Consider the following 17,958-nt stretch of genomic DNA (forward strand, 5'->3'; position numbering starts at 1 on the left):
TAGATTAATATGGCTGAGAACCGCCACATGGCTGTGAATTGGATTGACGGCATGAAAATCGCCCGTCAGCATTTTATCGAAACGGATAATTACCACACCGGGCAGGTACGGAAGGCGCAGGCGATTTTTCAAACGCCGCTTAATTACGGACTGTTTTCAAAAGACAACCGGGAATCGCTGGAAATGCAGGTTTTGGGCGACGCCAGTTTGCAGATCCGGATCAGAATTGAGCAATGCAATGCGATCACGCCGGACGGAAGTTTGCTGGAAGTAACTGCCGCCGATCAGGTGAAACTGGACACCTCGCTGACCAAGGTAACCAATGAATATCACTTTTCGCCCGGGAAGAATATCGGGTTATATATTATTTTAAGTGTCAATCTTTTTGAGCGGCAACAGGCTGGTAATGTGCTGGATACGGAGCTGCCGGTGCGGCATCCCTACACGACGCCCACTTACCGGATCGATCTGACGCCCATTGATCTGATCAACAAGGAACAATGGACGGGAGCGGGACTGATCGTTGGTAAAATCGAATACACGAATTCGGAATTGCGCGTTGCACACGATTTTATTCCTGCCTGCCGCACGGTCGTTTCACATAAAAGTCTGCGCGAATGGTACAACAGGTTTGGGGTTTATTTAAATGATATTGAAACCTATTCCTTTCGGATCCTTCAAAAGATTAAAACAAAAAGTCAGAAAAGTACACTCTCTGACAGTGTGCAAATGCTGGTAGAGAGATTGGTAAATGCGTTTTCAATTGCCAATGTAAGTTACCAGCGGCTGTTACCGCACCAGGAACCGATCAACATGGTAGTTTGCCTGATCCAGATCGTCCAAAGTATCCGCGCCGCGCTGGAATGCCTGACCGATCGGGAAAAAGAAGAACTATTAGGTTACCTGGGCGAGTGGGCCGATGATACGCCGGGGAGCCTGGAAAAACAGATCATCGGAGTTATCCAGGTCGATTATAATCACAACGATATAGTACCCTGCATTAAAACGCTAGACAATTTCTACAACATGTGGGCCGCGCTTTTCCTGAAACTGAGCCAGCTGGAATTTATTGGAAAACGAAAAGGACAGCAGGTTTTCATCATCGAAAGTCCGGTGCACGAGCCGCCGGTGCAGCCGGAAAAGCCGAAGTCGCGGTGGAGTCCTTTGTGAGGAGGGAGGAGGGAGGAAAGGGAGGAAAGGGAGGAAGGGAGGAAAGGAGGAAGTTACTTTTAAAGCCCCCTCAAAGGGGGTTGGGGGTGAGAGAGGGGGAAAGGGAGAGAAAGGGAGGAGGGCGGTCCGCGTAGGGAGGAAGGGATGAAGGTAGTACCGAACTTTTTAAAGCCCCCTCAAAGGGGGTTGGGGGTGAGAGAGGAGGAAGGGGGATTAAAGGGAGGTAAGGGAATAAAAGAGCATTAAACAATTTTTCAAATGGAGCCTTTAAATAAGAATCAGCGGAAGGTGGCGATTGGGCGGTTTTTTGGGATGTATGTTTTGTCGATGACGTTTCCTGTGCTGGCGGTTTATCTGCTGTTGCGGGTGCCAGGGTCGGTGGCGGAATCGGAAACTACCCGGTATCGGCTGATCGTGGAGGAACAATCGCCTATGCTGGTGGACACGGATACTTTAAGTCTCATTGCCAGGAAAGTGATCCAGCTCGACGGTGCATACAGCAGCGCAACCGACGAAATGTCGAAAGCGACGGCGCGTACGCAGCTCGTGGATATTGAGAGCAGGATCAACGGCATTATGAGCCATTTTAATAACCTCTCCAACTCCGCCGCGCACGAACAAAACAAGCGGCTTTCGACTGGCATAGCGAAGCTCACCGAAGCACTGGTGACGTACAGGCAAACGATTGCAGAACTCCGCCGGACACTCGATAGCAAAGGGATAGATGTTCAAATGGTGAATGACCTGCGCAATCAGATCAATATGAAAGATTTGGAAATAAAAGGAATGGAACGTCAGCTTTTGGCCGGTGCGGCTGCTGGTGGCGGAGGCGGCGGAGGCGGAGGTGGAGGTAATGAAGCCAAAGAGCTGCAAACCAAACTCGGCTTGATGCAGCGCGATCTCGACAATTGCCGTGCAGGAAAATCGGGCGGTGGCAGCGCAGATGCAGCGGCGATTCAAAAACAGTTGGATGAATGTATGTCAGCCAAAAACGGCCCGAATGTGACTTACCGGGAGTGGCTGCGGTACTCGGAAGCAGAAGGGTATTTTCAGCTGCTTACGCAGGGGAATCTTCGGAAAAATGACCGGAAAGTGTATTACGACCAGGCAAAACAGATTTATGACGGCTTGCAGCTTTCAACCGCTAACAAGGAAATGAAGGCGAAAGCAACAGAACGGATGATCTTTTTACAAAAGAACCAACCCTAGGTAATGCAAATGTGATTGAGTGAAAAATGAGTTTTTAACACATTCCTGAATCCAGAATCAATGCAAACCGAAGCACTAAAATACGCAATCACTGTCGCACAGGCACTTGCACGGGAGTACCGCCAGGAAAAATTCGGTGCGCCGCATCTTTTAATGGGCCTGCTGCATAATGATGTTGGGCTGGCTTCCGAGCTGGTGACGGCGGGAAAAGATATTGCTTACCTGCGTGACTGGGCCGAAGTGCGGCTGGAAGAATGCGCCAAATCCATTAAAGTGCCCGAAAATCCGGCCGCCGACGAAGCCGCAGCTGCTGCGCTGGAACTGGCTGCATTGATCTCGCTCCAACTGAATACCGATACAGATCCGCTGAGCACACTGGCCGCGATACTGAAACCGGGTGTCGGATTTTCATCGGATCAGCTCAAATCATTGCCGCTTACGCAAAAAGAAGTGCTGGCTATGCACACACAAACCACTACTTCGGCCAGTGAAAATGGCAGGGAGCAGGGAAGTGAAGTTGCCAGACAAACTGCCAAAACGCAGGCAGGAACATCGAATCTTGAAAAATACACCACAGACAAAACGCGCAATGCAGCCGAAGGTAAGATCGGCTCGGTGATCGGGCGGGATAACGAGATAAGGCAGATGGCCGAAATACTGGGCCGTAAAAGCAAGCCTAATGTGATCCTCACAGGCGAGCCGGGTGTAGGGAAATCAGCATTGGTAGAAGGTTTTGCAAAACTGATATTCGACAAAAAAGTGCCTCAGTTGCTCCAAAATGCAAAGTTGCTTGAACTGGACACCGGCGCGCTGGTAGCAGGCGCATCTTACAAAGGTGAGATTGAGGAAAGACTGAAAGGGATTTTGAATGAGATCAAAGCCTTCGATAAGGCGATTTTGTTCATTGACGAAATCCACATGCTGCTCGATCCGAAAGGCTCTGTAGGTGCCGGAGTAGCGCAGCTTCTGAAACCCGAACTGGCAAGAGGGGAGCTAACATTGATCGGGGCCACGACGCCGGAAGAATACCGGAAATACATTGAAAAGGATGAAGCATTTTCCCGCCGGTTTGAGGTACTTCACGTAGCAGAACCCGACGAAGCGACCGCGACGCGCATGATCGAGCACATTCTGCCTTCGTACGAGGCGCACCACGGTATTAAAATAGCGCCGGGAGTTGCGGCAGAGGCGGTTAAGCTTTCGAAAAGATATATTAAAGAACGCCGGCTGCCCGACGTGGCGCTGGATCTGCTAGACAGAACAATGGCCGCAATGCGGCTCATGGACGAGGTTTCTGAGCAGGAGCTGGTTTCATTGCAAAACGATCTGAATGCATTAATGGCGATCGACGAGGCGGAAAGGGTACACGAACTGAAATGGTTTGCACGCCAGCTCGGTAACCGGCTCAGCCCGCTGCTGATCGGGAAACTGGACCAGATCGACGCGCCCGAAATGGAGACGGCCGAGGGTATTTACACAGAATTGAATACCAAACTCATTGCATTACAACAGCTTGCGACGCAACGCACTGACTTTGTAGGTAAAAATGAAATAGCCGCGGTGATCTCGCATAAAACGGGAATTCCACTTGGTAAGCTGCAAAGTTCGGAACGTGATAAGCTGCTGGGAATCGATGAAGTTTTGAAAAAAAGGGTGGTCGGACAAGACCAGGCGGTGAAAGCGTTGAGCGAAGCGATTTTGGAGTCGAGATCGGGTTTGATCAAAGCGGGACAGCCGATCGGTTCCTTTTTTCTGCTAGGGCCCACGGGTACCGGAAAAACGGAGATAGCGAAAGCACTGGCCGATTTTCTGTTCAATGACGAATCTTTTTTGATCCGGTTTGATATGTCGGAGTTTAAGGAAGAGCATTCGGCAGCACTTCTATACGGCGCGCCTCCGGGATACGTCGGTTACGAGGAAGGCGGTTTACTAGTGAACAAAATCCGTCAAAAACCCTATTCAGTCGTTCTTTTTGACGAAATAGAAAAAGCGCACCCGTCTGTTTTTGACCTTTTTCTCCAAATACTCGACGAAGGTAAGCTGCACGACCGGCTCGGTAAGGAAGGCGATTTCTCAAATGCGGTGATCCTTTTTACCTCCAATATCGGGCAGGAGCATATTGTGCAGGAATTTAATAAAGGCGGTATTCCAAAATCGTCTGATCTGATGGAGATCATGGCTAAATATTTCCGCCCCGAATTTCTTGCCAGATTAACCGAAATCGTGCCTTTCGCGCCTATTTCGGAAGAAAACGTGGTGAAGATTTTTGACATTCATTTGCGCAGCCTCACCGATTTAATGGAAAAGCAGGGTATCTCTCTGCATCTGACCGACGAAGCCAGAAAACACATTGCCATGCAGGGTTTTACACCCAGATACGGAGTACGACCATTGAAAGGCGTGATCCGGAATATGCTACGCCGGCCGATCAGCCGGATGATCATTTCGGGTGAAGTGGGAAAAGGGTCGGTGATCGAACTGAGTGTTTCGGGGGAAAATGAAGTGTTGTGGAATACCCGAAAGACTGAGCAACAGGAAGTATTACAGGGAATTGAGCAAATCTAAAAAAGCAGTAATTATGCATTATCTGATTTCTTATAAATCCACAAACTGGGATTCGGTTTTGTTGCCGCTGGATGATAATACATTGCAGCTGACGATCCAGGTGCGTGTACACCTGCGGAAAGTAGAGCCTACCGACCGCGGGATATTCGATGACCTGATTATCGACGGTAAGGGGACTATTACGGATAGGTCGAGCGGATACAAATATCAGGCGAATCCCTGGACAATGGCGGAGTGGCAAGACTTTGAGAATGAGTATCAAAAAGTGATCACGAACTACTGGGATAAAAAATTTGATCTCGTTCCAAACCGTCCATGGTACAAATCGTCAAAGGGATTGACTCCTGCAAAAATCGTTTGCGGACTGTCAATGGACATCGTAAAGACTTCGCCCGCTCAGGCGCACGTGGCATTATCGATCTTTAATACCCGCAAAAAACCAAATACTTTCAGAAGCTTTATCAACACAACGGCTGTACCAAAAACCGGCTGTTTCAATCGAAGTGATGTCGAAACGGATATGTTTTCGTGGATGCCGCACAGGTACAGGTCAGAATCCGCAGTGAGCAGGATCAATGGCGTTGCACACGCGGTGGATTATGTCAGGAACACTGCGGCGCATGAATTTGGCCATATTCTCGAACTAGACCATGTAGGTGGAACCGGGAATGATATGCGGGATTATGGATTTAACAACGTCGATGACGCGGATACGCTGTTGGGTGTAGGCAGGGCGCAGTCGGCCAAGTTTGCCAAGCCCTGGAACCAGCGGCTGAGGGGACACCTGATCCGGCAAAATCACGAAGATCAACTGGTAAATTTTACTCCCACACTTAGCACACCGCAGATGATAGGTTACTGGGACAACGGAGAACTGATACATGTAGGCGGAAATCTTTGGATGTTGAAATCACTTTTTGGACTATGAAAGCGGATCGGTTGCTTATTTGTGATCTGGACTTCTCGGGAAGTAACCAGTTTGACGCACAGGAGAGTCTTTACTTCAATGCCGGGGCAGATAGTACTGAGGGCATTCTGCAGACTGCATTTAATATCATTTCATCAAGAAAAATAACGAATGTCTTTATCATCGTCCACGGCATAAGTACCACAAACAGTAATGGTTACAACGGCATGTCGATGGTGGCGGGTTATTCGCTGCCGCAGAAAGTGGGCGGTTTCGGGCTTGCGCTAGGCCAAGAGCTAATAGATGTTACCAATGATTTTTTGTTCAGAAAATGGGCGCCTTGCAAGCTGAGCAATATTGTGTTCCTGTCCTGCTCAGCCGCCAATAGCGATCCAGCGAAAGTGGGTGGCTGGGGAGATGGAAAGCTGATGTTACAGCATATCGCCAATGCAACCGGTGCCAATGTGTACTGCGCCGACGCCATGCAATACATTAACAGAGACTGGGAAGGCGATATGTTCAGATTCCCGCCTCATTCAACAAGCAGGGGGATCAGGGTCAACCGGCCTTATCCGGGCATTTTGAAAAGGACTTTTGCAAGTTACATGGAAAGCCTTGACTCGTGGGCCGAGTGATGTGTTACGGCAACCGGTAAATATTCGAAAATGAAAAGGATAACAAATATAGTTTTAATCAGCCTCGCGGCCTGCCTCGACGGATGCAATATGTTCCTGCCGGTTGATGCGCTGGTACCGCAGGTTTCGGAGGTGACCATTGTGGAAGTTTCGAATAACCAGGTCCGGGTAAGTGCGCAGGTTTCAGACCCGGATGCGAAGAATAGCAGGCAGGAGAAAAAGAGCGGAAAAATTAAGGATTTCGGGTTTGTGTATGGGATACTCGACGAGCCTACGATCGAAAACGGTTACGTGGAGCAGGGCGGCGAGACGATTACAGCTTCTCCCTACAATTGGGAAGACCGGATCACAAGGCTTTCCTCAGACGAAACTTACTACATCCGGGTGTATGCGGTAAATGAAGGTGGCGGTATCACTTACGGGCCGGTAACATCATTCAAAGCCAGTGAACCATCGATCATGCAGGATACTACATTTATCATGAATTTCTCAAATACTTACGACCTGGAAACCGGGCATTTGCAATCGCAGGACGGAACCGAAGATATGTACTGGTACCCTTACGGGCAGCCGGCGGGTATTTACCCAAGAAATGGAGCCAAATTCTTCGTCATGCCGACCGGTACTGATTTTAAAGCATTGAAATACTCAGATCTGACTGGTCTTAAATACACGGCTGATTTTGTAAATGGAAGCTACACCACCAGGGAGAATAAACTTTTCAACGGCACTGTGCTCGCCTACGTGACTAATGAAGGGCATTTCGGAAAGATGCGGATCAATTCGAAAGGAATGGAACGGAACGATCTCGATGTGTACTCTGGCAATATGGGCGTGTCGATTACCACTTACACAAGCAACTGAAAATAGTAACGTATATAGATAATAGTCAGGCAAAACCAGTAGGGGGAAACCTTATATTTTATGAAAAAAATCTTAGGTAAAAGTTGGATAGGATTGATCGTATTGCTCGTCGGCTGCGAAGTTTTCGGCCCGGTGGACCCGCTGCCGCCGACGTTCTCGGCATTAGAGCTGGTATTTGCCGGGAGGACTCAGATTACAGTCAAAGGCGATATCCAGGAACCCGCCAGTAAGAACGATCGCCAGGAGAAAAAAAGTGGCAAAATTCTTGAATACGGGCTTGTTTATGGTAAAAATGAGAACCTGAATACAGAAACCGGCACGGTGATAAAACTGGATAGTGTAGCCGAAAACCTGCCAATCACAATTGAACGAGAAATATCCGGGTTAGCAGCAAATACGGATTACTATGTAGCATTATACGCCCGGAATGAAGGCGGTGGTGTGGGTTACAGTGAGATATTGAAAGCTAAAACAACCAACGCACCAACCGAGCGTTTCAACCAAAAATCAATCACTCTTAAAAGAAGTGAAGGGAGCTATTTTGATCTGGATAACGGGACTGTGAGCGCATCAGAAACCAGGCAGTCGGACGCGGTCATCGATATCTATTCGATTTCCGGCCGTGGTACAGTACTCGCTATTACAGCAGCTAATGGTCTGATTGTGAAGAATATGGGTGTGATTGATTTCAATAGTTTGATCTACGACGCACTGCTAAAAGTCCGGGATTATGATGCGAAAGGAGTGTCGTTTATTGTCAATGCGCAAAGTGTGAATACGGTGATTGTATTCAAAACAATAGAAGGGCGCTACGGCAGGTGGAGAATCGAATCGGCGACGACTGACGCGCTGGTAATGAGCCTGGTAACCTATGATAATTGAGGTAATGCTATGAAATATCTGTTAATGCTTTTACTGATTTTTGCTGCGGTGTTTTCCAAAGCCCAGGACAGGATCTGGCTGGATAATGGCAACCCGGTGCAGGCGAAGCTGAGCCGCGCGATGGATAGCAAACTGGAATGGATCGCCGCCGACGGTATCCCGCGGATTTATCACAGAAAGCGGTTTTTGATCGTATTCTCTTCCAGCGGCCAGTTTATGGTGATTTCGGAACTCAATGAAAACAATAACAAGGCGCAAACGCAGATCGAGGCATTTTACAAAGCGCCGCCGCGGAATGTGAGCCAGGATATTATCGTCAAAAGTGTTCCGCTCACTGTGATTTCGGGTAAAATATCCTATGAAAGCGACGATGTGATCAACTACCTCACGGGCGAGGGAAACCCTGCTTCGATCAATAAAGAAGAAGTTGCCATGGTGATCTACCGGGACGGCCGCCACGAGATACTGCGTGACGTTGTAGATGTGGCCCCATTGCTTGCATTGGCCCATAAAGACATTGAAAAAAAGGAAAAGGAGATTGTGAAAAAGGCTGAGGATAAACCTCAGAAACCAGTGGCCGTAAAGGAGCAGCCGCAGGTACCGAAAGAGAAGCCGAAACCTTTTCTGTCGGACACGGAATACAAGGAATACAGTGCAAAAGGGATCCGGCGGGTGGATGAATTTACTTCTTACCTGCGCATTATCGGAGATAAAAGTATGAAGTCGGATGAAAAGAATAAAGCTGTCCAACAGGCTCTTAGCCTATTTGAGCCGCAGGCCACAGTCGCTGTGAGTTCTCCGAAAGGTGTAAAAAAATACCCTGTCAAAGAGTATCTGAATCGGCTGAAACTGCTGCCTTACAGCAAGATCAACATCACCTGGAATGAAGTGAAATACGTGAGCGAGCTGAAACAGGAGAATGACGGGAATTACTACGGGATTATCGCGGCGCAGCAGGTTTTTGAAGGATTTGCAGCGAATGGGAAAGTGGCTTACGGGGATATTACCAAGAAAAATATTCGCGTAAAACTGGAATCGTATCAGAAAACCATCGATGGAAAAGATACGGTGAACTGGGAGGTTTTGTTAGGAAATATCGGGGTCGAAACCAGCGAGGACAAATGAAATACGGTCAGCACATATTGGCTTTTTGTTTGTGGATAGGAAGCGCCACTGCCTACGCCCAATGCGGTTTCCTGGCCGGAAAAGTGACGGATATCAGCGGCTCGGAGGCATTGAAAGCAAGTTTGTCAGCCAAAACAGATCAGGGAAAAGTGAGGCTGGGTAAGACTGATTCCTCGGGTATCTTCAATGTGGAAATGCCCTGCAATGTGTCTGTACTTACGATTGAAGCGCCGCAATACCAGTCGCTGCACATTCCGCTAAACAGTGACGGAAAAACGGAAGGTACCTATTTCGTAGCATTTGCATTGATGCCGCTTGGGAAGCAAACCAGCGACGAGCCTTATGCGCAATCGGAGCAAAAGCACTTTGAGCTCAAAGATTCCGTTCGCACACCGACTTCCATTATCAGGCGCATTGAGGTGCGGGATGCATTATCGAACCAGTCGCTGGCGGCGGATATTTGCCTTTATTTTACCCAAAAAGAAAAGAAAGATTGTTTCAGTCTGCTCGTAACCAGGCCGACTGCCGAGATTGTATTCACTGAGAAAGATATCGTAGCCGTGGAAGTGAAGTCCGCCGGTTATCAAGCCTACAATGGCAACCTGATTCTGGATAAAACCGATCAGGAACCGCGGACTTACATTATTAAACTGAGTAAGCAGCATACCTTTTTGTCGGTCAATATCCTCAATGCGCAGCAGGGAACGCGCGCGCAGCTGGTGGAGGACAGCCGGCTTATTGTTCCGCTGAACCGCATTAACGACGGGCATTATTTTGCGGAAGTCGCACCGGGCAAGTCGTACAGTTTCGGTGTGAGCGGTACAGATCAGGCGGATTTCAGTACGGCGGTCGCTTCATTGAAAGAGGGTCTGACACTTAAATCTTTACGAATTCCCGACCGAAAAGCGGTTTTACCAGTAAAAGAAAACCCGAAAACCGAGCTGGGAAATGTGTCCGGGAAGACGCTTTATTTTCCAAGAAGCGATTACAAACTGCCGCCGCAATCGCGTGATTACCTGGATTCACTCGCACTTTTTGTTCAAAATAATAAGGATAAGGGGCTGGAAATCACCGGACACACAGATAATGTCGGTAATCCGAACCTGAATCTCACATTATCGGAATACCGCGTGAGAGTGATAACGAGATATCTGATCAATAAAGGTGTTTCCGAAAAACTGATCACAGCGGCGGGAATGGGAAGCAAGCATCCGGTGCGGCCGAATGATACGGAAGAAAACCGCCGGCTGAACAGGCGCGTGGAAGTGCAGATTATTGATTTATCCGAGAAAAAGTAATTGAAACTTATGAATGCGATGAAAAAGTTTTTGATCAAAAATACCTGCTTTTTGCTGGTGGCAGCAGCATTTTTATCTAATCAAACGAGCGCGCAAACGCTGAGCCGAAAGGACGCTGATGAAATTCGGGTGCTGGCGCGGGAAAGGATAAAGGGACTGAACGATCTGCTGAATGCGATCGCGAATGAGGACCTGAGTAATTATGAGCGCAAGTACCTGATGATGAACAGTTACATGCCCAGTAACGACCAGATTTTTGTAAACGATGGCGTGATCGTGGAAGACGATGTTGACCCGAAACACAAGGTAAGCGCACCGGGACTGGACACGCCGATCGAGAAGTACCTCAGTAATTTTGACCTGTTTTATGTCAAATCGGAGACGAATACCATTGAGTTTACAAACCTGGTCGTAGGCGATGTGAAGGTGGATAAATACCCTTTTGTCAAAGTATTTTACACGCAGCATTTCAAAGGGAAAAGCAATAAGGACAATACACCTTACCAGCCTATTACCCGCGTGGCTGAGCTGCGGGCCGATAAATCGGGCAACGACTGGATCGTGTACCTGACGCGCGTCGCATTCAATTCTTCTGAAAACGCAAAATCTGCGCCGGTAAACCCCGCTCCTTCTGCGACTTACGATTCTTTACAAAAGAAAAAAGAGCCGGTAGTGGCGCAGCAAATGGAAAAGAAACCAGCTGTAAGCCAGCAGGATACGAAGCAAGCCGAGCGTGTTTCGGAGCAGATCAGTCAGGTAAACCAGGCGGAGATCAGGCAGGCGCGTAAATGGGGGGCGATCAAGCTGGGAGCAGGTGTAGCTGCGCTTGCATTTGGCGCGGTAACCTATTCGATGCTGAATAAGGATTATAAAGATTATAAAGAAAAAATAGCCAATCCCGAGGGCCTGACCAGCTATGCAAAACCCGGCGTGTACATCTCAATCGGTGCAGCAGCAGTAGGAATTGGCGTTTCGCTGAGCTCGATCTTTGATTTTAAGAAAGTGAAATGAGGCGTCGGCTTTTTAGCCAAAAACCAACAACCATGTCCCAACCAGCAGCCCGAATCGGCGATATGCATTTTTGTCCGATGGTCACGCCGGGAACTCCGCCGGTACCTCACGTGGGTGGGCCGGTTTTACCGCCTGGGGTGCCGCTGGTGCTGATCGGGGGCGCGCCGGCAGCTTGTACTGGAGATATGTGTGTGTGCGTTGGTCCGCCGGACACGATTGTAACAGGCTCGGTGACGGTGATGATCGGTGGCAAGCCAGCTGCCAGAATGGGCGACTCGACGGCGCATGGCGGCACGATCATGCAGGGCTGCCCGACAGTTTTAATAGGTTGATTATCAAATACTAACTATAAAATTTACTCTTAACCAGATACCAGTATGTTCAACTACGGAATAGGGGGTAATGAACGCAAGATCGACCAGTCGAGCGAAGGCATTGCGGATATCCCACAAAACAGAACTCTTTTTGCCACGCAGCTTACGGGCGATCCCTCGCCGCGCCCCGAGATGGTTTACGACCTGAAAACGACCGAAGAGGTTTTTGCACATTACCAGCCAGAGGCAGAGGTAGAGTTCATCACACAGGACGGAAGCTTTATCAATGAGAATCTCCGGTTCAAAAATCTGGGTGATTTTGGTAAAAAAGGCATTATCGCCCAAAGCGCCTTCTTACAGGATCTAGACGCGCGAAGTGAAGCCTACCAGCAGGTAGTAAGGCATTTGAAAGTAAACAAGATATTAAAAGCCGCGCTCGAAAAGCCAGAAGCGAAAGCCGCATTGCTAGGTGTATTTCAGACGCTGATCAATGAGTTGGAGGAGGCGGGGTAGTTCAATGATTGAATGATTGAATGAGTGAATGACTGAATAAAAAGTTCTCTCTCGCAACGGCGACCCTGCCACTCACTCATTCACTCATCGCCCCGGTCACTCATTCACTCATTAGAATAAATATTCAATCATTCGATCATTCAATCATTCAACATTAAAAACATGTCCACTGAACAAAAAACAGACATCGCCCCGGCATTCAAAGAACGCACTGCGGTGCCGCTGGAAACGGGATTGCCGCTTCTGGCGAAATATGGCAGTTATGACCTTGTAGAGACTATTATCGAAGGCGCCGCGAATATTAATCCTGAAAAAAAGGCGCGGAAGAAGATATTTCTCACCGAGGCTGATAAGAAGAAAGAAAGACAGCAGCTGAAAAAGCGGCTGGAACTCTGGACCGAGCTGCTGAGCAGTGGCGATTCCGTTCCTGATATGATCGAAATGGGTCAGAAACAGGCTGATACCGCATTGGAACTATTGAAGGAAAACCTCGGAAAAGCAGTGGAAACAGTGCGGCCTCTGGAACAATCGTACCGTTCTGTGGCGATGTTTTTCAAGAATACCGAGCAGGAAAAAGTGAAGAATGTGACGTTCCTGAATGCGGCGCCAGACCAATTGCAGGACCTGGACGTTACGACATTCATTGACGCGGTGGGAGAAGAGCTGGCTGCGAAGTTCGACCGGCTCGATTTGCGCGAAAACTATTCGATCCTGAATGTGCCGGGTTACCTGGGTTCGGGAAAAGTGGTGGACAAATGGGCGAAACTGGCGCATCAGAACAAAACAATGCTGCTTACCGACTTCATGCACCTCGATGCGCCGGAAGACGTGATGGAGCTATTTGAATCGGCAAACCTGACAGGCGGCGCGGCGCATTTATCCAATGTGATGATGACCTGTAACTGGCTGGTAGGCAGGGCGAAGCACGCTGATCTGGGCGAAGAGGAGGATTTGTACTTACCACCTTCTACGGCATTGGCGGGCAATGTTTATAAAACCCTGATGTCGCAGGTGGCGGCGGGTAAAAAGCATGGTACCCTCAGTGAAGTGGACGGTGTGCGTTTTCCGCTCAAAAAATCGGAGATCGCGGATCTTGAAAAAATGGGGCTGATCCCGATGGTGAATGAATACAGCAAGGTAATGGCGTTTTCGGCGAAGACACTTTTCAACGGCGATAACGTGGGTTTACAAACCTATTCCGTCGTGCGGGTATTTGATTATATCACCAAAGTACTGATCGATTTTCTCAACCGTCGGGCTTTTGAAAACTTCGATTACAATACTAAAAACGACCTGAAAAAGCAGATCATTAAGTTCCTCGACAGCGTAACCGGCCCGGGCAAACTGATCGAAAAGTTCAGTGTAATGCGTTTTGAGCAGGATAAAAACCAGAAGGATAAGGTGTACCTCGATATCCACATGGTCCCCTATTTCCCAGCCAAAAACTTCATGATCGCATTGACAGGGCAGAAAGGCGACGATCTGGACGCGGCAGCATGGGCGGCGGAGTATGCGCAGCAATGATTGAATGATTGAATGATCGAATGAGTGAATATTGGGAGGATGGAGGAATGGAGGAAGGAATAAAGTAAAAGCATTACTCGCCGTACTACGGACCCGGTCATTCAGTCATTCAGTCATTCAGTCATTCATTCATTCAATCATTCAATCATTCAAAATTAAAAAATGTCCTACGCAAGCACAATGCACATTGAAGATCACGAATATAGCGTGATGTTCATGCGGTTTGAGCTGCATCAGACGGTGGATGATGCGATGTCGATCACTTCGCCTATTCAATGGGCGCATCTATATGTGGAGCTGGAAATGGTGATGGATGATTTTTTGATCGAATGGGCGAATAAGCCTTCGCAGAAATATGATCTGTCGGTGGAGCAGTTTGGTGAAAACGGACCTTTCAAAACGCTGAGTTTCAAGGAAGCAGTTTGTACCGAGTTTTTGGAGATGTTTGACGATGGTACCGATGATATGGATAAGAAACTCACGAACCGGCTGCAAAACTTCATTACCTGCCTGACTATCACTGCTTCGAGCGTGGAAATCGATGAGGCTAAACTGGAAAACTTTTAGAAATGGCTGAGCAGGATGCTACTATCGGAGTTGAAGCGCATTTTACGCTGGACGGGAAGAAGTTTTTAGTCAAAAAAGTGTCCTACGGTTGCAACCGCAATGCCGACGAACGCGGAAGTCCGACCGACGCGCCCAAGGCTAGACTGATCAGAATGACAATTTCGCCGACCCAAAACGATGATTTCGCATTGCTGTACGATTGGGCATTTAAAAACGACCGGCAGCTGAGCGGGCAGATCGAGTTCAAGTATGACAACGATTCACAGCTGTTGCGGAAAATGGAGTTTGAGGACGCGTATTGTGTGGGTTTCAGGGAATCTTTTGCAGCCCGGCAGTCTACCATGCGGGGATACCAGATCGCGCATGTGCCTAATGCAGAAGATTATATGCCGCAGCACAGAGGCAAGGATTATTTCGTGCGTGACAGTAGTCTGGCGCTGGTGTACGAGCTGGTACTGCTCCCGGGGAAAGTGAAAATTGGTCAGGTTGAAATCAAAAGTTAATGGCACGACAGGTTAATACTTCCATTGAGATCGAAGGCGGCGTGCAGATCACGCGGCACCTGGGGCTGGTGATCGAGCAGGATCTTTTTGCGCACCACTGGTTTGAGCTGCTGGTACCTTTTGATCAGCTGGAAGATGCAGGAGAGCATTTTTTCAACAAAGCGCACCGCGCGGTAATGGGCAAAAAGATCACTTTTTCATTTAGCCCGCGGCTTGGTCAGGAATCGTTTGACTTTACATTCCAGGGTATTCTGACCGAGATCCGGCTGCGAAGCCTGAGCGATATGAGCAGTGCATTCGTGCTGAAAGGGTACAGTCCGACGATCGTCATGGAAGATTCGGTTCAGAGGAGGTCGTTTTTGAGAGGTACCGTGCAGGATATATTCAATGCGGTATTGCAGCCTTACCCTCAGAATTTACTCAGAAAGCAGCTTAATCCTGAAAACGGCGGCCGTGCAGTGCCTTTTACCCAATATAATGAGAGCAATTACAAATTTCTGAGCCGCGTCGCGGATCGCTGCTGCGAGTGGTTTTACTATAACGGCCGCGAGCTGGTACTGGGCCACGGAAACGGCGGGGCGGAAGTTGATTTTCTGGTCGACGGCTTGCAGAATTTCGATGTTGCATTGAAGCTGCAACCGGCTGCATTCAGTTTTGAGGGATACAATTATACAGTTCCGGAAGCTTTTACGGGACAGTCTGCCCAGCAGCAGGTCGACGGGCTTACTTCGCTCAGCGAGTTTGCATTGGAACAATCGGACACCCTTTTTACCCAAACTGCATTGCTACCTGCGCCGGAAATTATCAGCGGACAGAGTGAAGTGGACGAACTTACGAAAATGGAACGCTCGGCACGGGTTACCTCGATGGTCGATTTCAGAGGAAGCGGCGAAACACCCACGATCAGCGTCGGGACGGTGCTGGCAGTAAAAGGGCAGCGGCTGAATGAGCGCGGGGAAGCTTATGAAGAGAATTTTGGGAAATACCGGGTTGTACACATTCGCCACGAGATCAACACTGCCGGGAGTTACCAGAATAGTTTTAATGCAGTTCCCGAATCGGCGCAGCATCCGCCTAATAATCCTTTTGTGACCAATCCGCTGGGCGAAACCGAACAGGCGGAGGTGATCGCAAATGACGATAGTGACCAGCTGGGGCGCGTGCGGGTGAAATTCTTTTGGGGCCAGTCGCGGCAGCAGGACCAGGAATCGATCTGGATGCGGGTTGGTACCATGCACAATTCACAGGGTAGGGGGACCAATTTTGTCCCGGAGATAGGGGCGATGGTGATGATCGGTTATGAAGGAAATTTAGCCGAAAATCCTTTTGTACTCACAAGTCTTTACCCAAAACCCGAAGAGGATATTGCTTATACCTCGGATAATAACGACGTGAAAATCATCGCCACGCGGTCGGGAAATATGGTGGTTTTTCTGGATAAAGACGGGGATGCCAAAATTCAGATCAGCAACCGGAATAAGCTGGATACTTTTCTGCAATTCAGTTTCAAAGACGATGGGGAAATAAAAATGCAGGTCGAGAACGGCCTCGTACATATCAAATGCAAGGATCTGAAGGTAGAAGCTTCGAACAACATTGCTATGAAAGCGGATTCCAGTTTCGATGTGCAGGCCGGGCAGATTTCGATGAAGGCGAGCCAGGCTGTGAAGATCGAAGGCGGTACGGAGGTCAAGATAGAAGGCGGGACAGAGGTTGCGATAGAAAGCGGCGCAGCCACAGATATCAAATCCAGCGGGCTCATTAATGTTCAGGGCACCATGATCAAATTAAATTAATATATCCATAATCTATTTTTTTCACTTTTAAACAGTTACAACTATGCCAGCTTCAAGTTTTGACGCCTATTTTACCTGGGACGGTGGTCCATCCGGCGACGGTATTTCAGTGATTTCATGCAACTATTCCTTATCCCAGTCGATAGACGATAAAGGCCGCGTTTCTTCCAAAGTTTACGGCGGAACTGTATTCGTACAGGTGGATTCGTCGAGCGTTTCCGAAAGCCAGAGCCTGTGGGAATGGATGGTAGACCCGGACGGAAAAAAGTCGAGCGCGAAGATCGTCTTCAAAAATGTTGACGAAGAGCAGACTCAAAAAGAACTGGAACTGACCGACGTGTATTGCGTGCAGTACAGCGAGAGTTTTATCGAAACGGGCTCCATGCCGATGACGACCAGCCTCACATTATCCGCGCGGGAAGTAAAGCTTTTCGGTACGCCGCATGTAAATCGGTGGTAATAGACTTTCGGCCGTCGCGCCCTGCGTGGCGGCCGAAATGCTTTTTCAGAGTTATTAAGATGATTTTATTTTAACCAAACAGGAATGGCTAATCTTAAAGATGAAATGGTCTCTTTCCTAAGACAGGATCCGGTTGTTAGCCTGATTAATTTTGAATTGAGAGGAAACCCGATCCGTTCGGATATGTACCTGGCAATTGCGGATAGAATTGCTTCGGGAGTAATCAAGTTGCAAATGAAAACGGTTAAAGGGCGGGGAGGCAGCTATTTACACAATCAAATCACGCTGCCGGTCGGATTCAAGTTAAATAATTATGCTAATAAGAGTATTGTTATACACGAATGCACGCACGCAATCATTGACTATCACGGGATTGGGAGACACGATTTTGCAGAGGAGGAGGCTTGCGCTTATACCGCTGCTGGCGTTTACTGGATGTATTACAATCAGTTTACCCTCAATTTCAAATATCAGACTAAAATAGCGGCCAGTATTACAATTGATGGGGTTTATCGCGTCGATAATCAGGATGCATCAAGCCTGATGACGGAAATCAGGCAAAGTGATTCGTACAAAGGATATAGCGAGTACGATTCCCGGCAAAACTGGTAAGAA

Annotated in this window: 18 protein-coding genes; all 18 read left to right on the forward strand. The window is 48.4% G+C overall.

The features are described from left to right. The first annotated feature begins 9 nt into the window (after positions 1–9). The 18 genes from KOD92_RS24410 (at position 10) to KOD92_RS24500 (ending at position 17,955) form a co-directional block, all read left to right on the forward strand. Positions 10–1,170, forward strand: a complete 1,161-nt coding sequence (locus tag KOD92_RS24410) for a hypothetical protein (RefSeq protein WP_215236244.1) — start codon at positions 10–12, stop codon at positions 1,168–1,170. Between the two features lie 258 nt (positions 1,171–1,428). Continuing rightward, positions 1,429–2,379: a hypothetical protein gene (locus KOD92_RS24415; RefSeq protein ID WP_215236245.1), complete on the forward strand. Its 951-nt coding sequence runs from the start codon at positions 1,429–1,431 to the stop codon at positions 2,377–2,379. Between the two features lie 60 nt (positions 2,380–2,439). Then, complete coding sequence (locus KOD92_RS24420) at positions 2,440–4,944, forward strand: ATP-dependent Clp protease ATP-binding subunit (protein ID WP_215236246.1); 2,505 nt, start codon at positions 2,440–2,442, stop codon at positions 4,942–4,944. Positions 4,945–4,957: 13 nt separating this feature from the next. Beyond that, complete coding sequence (locus KOD92_RS24425) at positions 4,958–5,872, forward strand: hypothetical protein (protein ID WP_215236247.1); 915 nt, start codon at positions 4,958–4,960, stop codon at positions 5,870–5,872. Continuing rightward, a complete protein-coding gene (locus KOD92_RS24430; RefSeq protein WP_215236248.1) occupies positions 5,869–6,486 on the forward strand; it encodes a hypothetical protein in 618 nt (205 codons plus the stop codon). The genes KOD92_RS24425 and KOD92_RS24430 overlap by 4 nt, the downstream gene beginning before the upstream one ends. 30 nt (positions 6,487–6,516) lie before the next feature. Beyond that, positions 6,517–7,350 (forward strand): hypothetical protein, encoded by an 834-nt coding sequence (locus KOD92_RS24435; protein ID WP_215236249.1) that lies wholly within the window; start codon positions 6,517–6,519, stop codon positions 7,348–7,350. 60 nt (positions 7,351–7,410) lie between these two features. Then, entirely contained in the window at positions 7,411–8,232 is an 822-nt protein-coding gene (locus KOD92_RS24440; RefSeq protein ID WP_215236250.1) for a fibronectin type III domain-containing protein, read from the forward strand. A gap of 9 nt (positions 8,233–8,241) precedes the next feature. Beyond that, positions 8,242–9,357 (forward strand): hypothetical protein, encoded by a 1,116-nt coding sequence (locus KOD92_RS24445; RefSeq protein ID WP_215236251.1) that lies wholly within the window; start codon positions 8,242–8,244, stop codon positions 9,355–9,357. After that, on the forward strand, positions 9,354–10,655 hold the full coding sequence (locus KOD92_RS27490) for an OmpA family protein (RefSeq protein ID WP_229254825.1): 1,302 nt from the start codon (positions 9,354–9,356) through the stop codon (positions 10,653–10,655). The genes KOD92_RS24445 and KOD92_RS27490 overlap by 4 nt, the downstream gene beginning before the upstream one ends. Before the next feature lie 18 nt (positions 10,656–10,673). Continuing rightward, positions 10,674–11,666: a hypothetical protein gene (locus tag KOD92_RS24460; RefSeq protein ID WP_229254826.1), complete on the forward strand. Its 993-nt coding sequence runs from the start codon at positions 10,674–10,676 to the stop codon at positions 11,664–11,666. A 32-nt stretch (positions 11,667–11,698) separates the two neighbouring features. Beyond that, positions 11,699–11,998, forward strand: a complete 300-nt coding sequence (locus tag KOD92_RS24465) for a PAAR domain-containing protein (protein WP_215236252.1) — start codon at positions 11,699–11,701, stop codon at positions 11,996–11,998. A gap of 45 nt (positions 11,999–12,043) precedes the next feature. After that, positions 12,044–12,493, forward strand: coding sequence for a hypothetical protein (locus KOD92_RS24470; protein WP_215236253.1), 450 nt, complete (start codon positions 12,044–12,046; stop codon positions 12,491–12,493). A 162-nt stretch (positions 12,494–12,655) separates the two neighbouring features. Beyond that, entirely contained in the window at positions 12,656–14,017 is a 1,362-nt protein-coding gene (locus KOD92_RS24475) for a DUF5458 family protein (protein ID WP_215236254.1), read from the forward strand. A 162-nt stretch (positions 14,018–14,179) separates the two neighbouring features. Then, positions 14,180–14,584, forward strand: coding sequence for a type VI secretion system tube protein TssD (tssD, locus tag KOD92_RS24480; RefSeq protein WP_215236255.1), 405 nt, complete (start codon positions 14,180–14,182; stop codon positions 14,582–14,584). Positions 14,585–14,586: 2 nt separating this feature from the next. Further along, the gene (gene tssD, locus KOD92_RS24485) at positions 14,587–15,087 is read left to right on the forward strand and encodes a type VI secretion system tube protein TssD (RefSeq protein WP_215236256.1); all 501 of its coding nucleotides are present in this window, start codon (positions 14,587–14,589) and stop codon (positions 15,085–15,087) included. Then, a complete protein-coding gene (locus KOD92_RS24490) occupies positions 15,087–16,883 on the forward strand; it encodes a type VI secretion system Vgr family protein (RefSeq protein ID WP_215236257.1) in 1,797 nt (598 codons plus the stop codon). Before tssD (KOD92_RS24485) ends, KOD92_RS24490 begins: the two co-directional genes overlap by 1 nt. Positions 16,884–16,926: 43 nt before the next feature. Further along, positions 16,927–17,343 carry a type VI secretion system tube protein TssD gene (gene tssD, locus KOD92_RS24495; protein WP_215236258.1) on the forward strand — a complete coding sequence of 139 codons (417 nt, stop codon included), beginning with the start codon at positions 16,927–16,929 and terminating at the stop codon, positions 17,341–17,343. A gap of 84 nt (positions 17,344–17,427) precedes the next feature. Next, positions 17,428–17,955: a hypothetical protein gene (locus KOD92_RS24500; protein ID WP_215236259.1), complete on the forward strand. Its 528-nt coding sequence runs from the start codon at positions 17,428–17,430 to the stop codon at positions 17,953–17,955. The last annotated feature ends 3 nt before the right edge of the window (positions 17,956–17,958 follow it).

This window comes from Dyadobacter linearis (assembly GCF_907165045.1).
GTDB classification, from domain to species: Bacteria; Bacteroidota; Bacteroidia; order Cytophagales; family Spirosomataceae; genus Dyadobacter; species Dyadobacter linearis.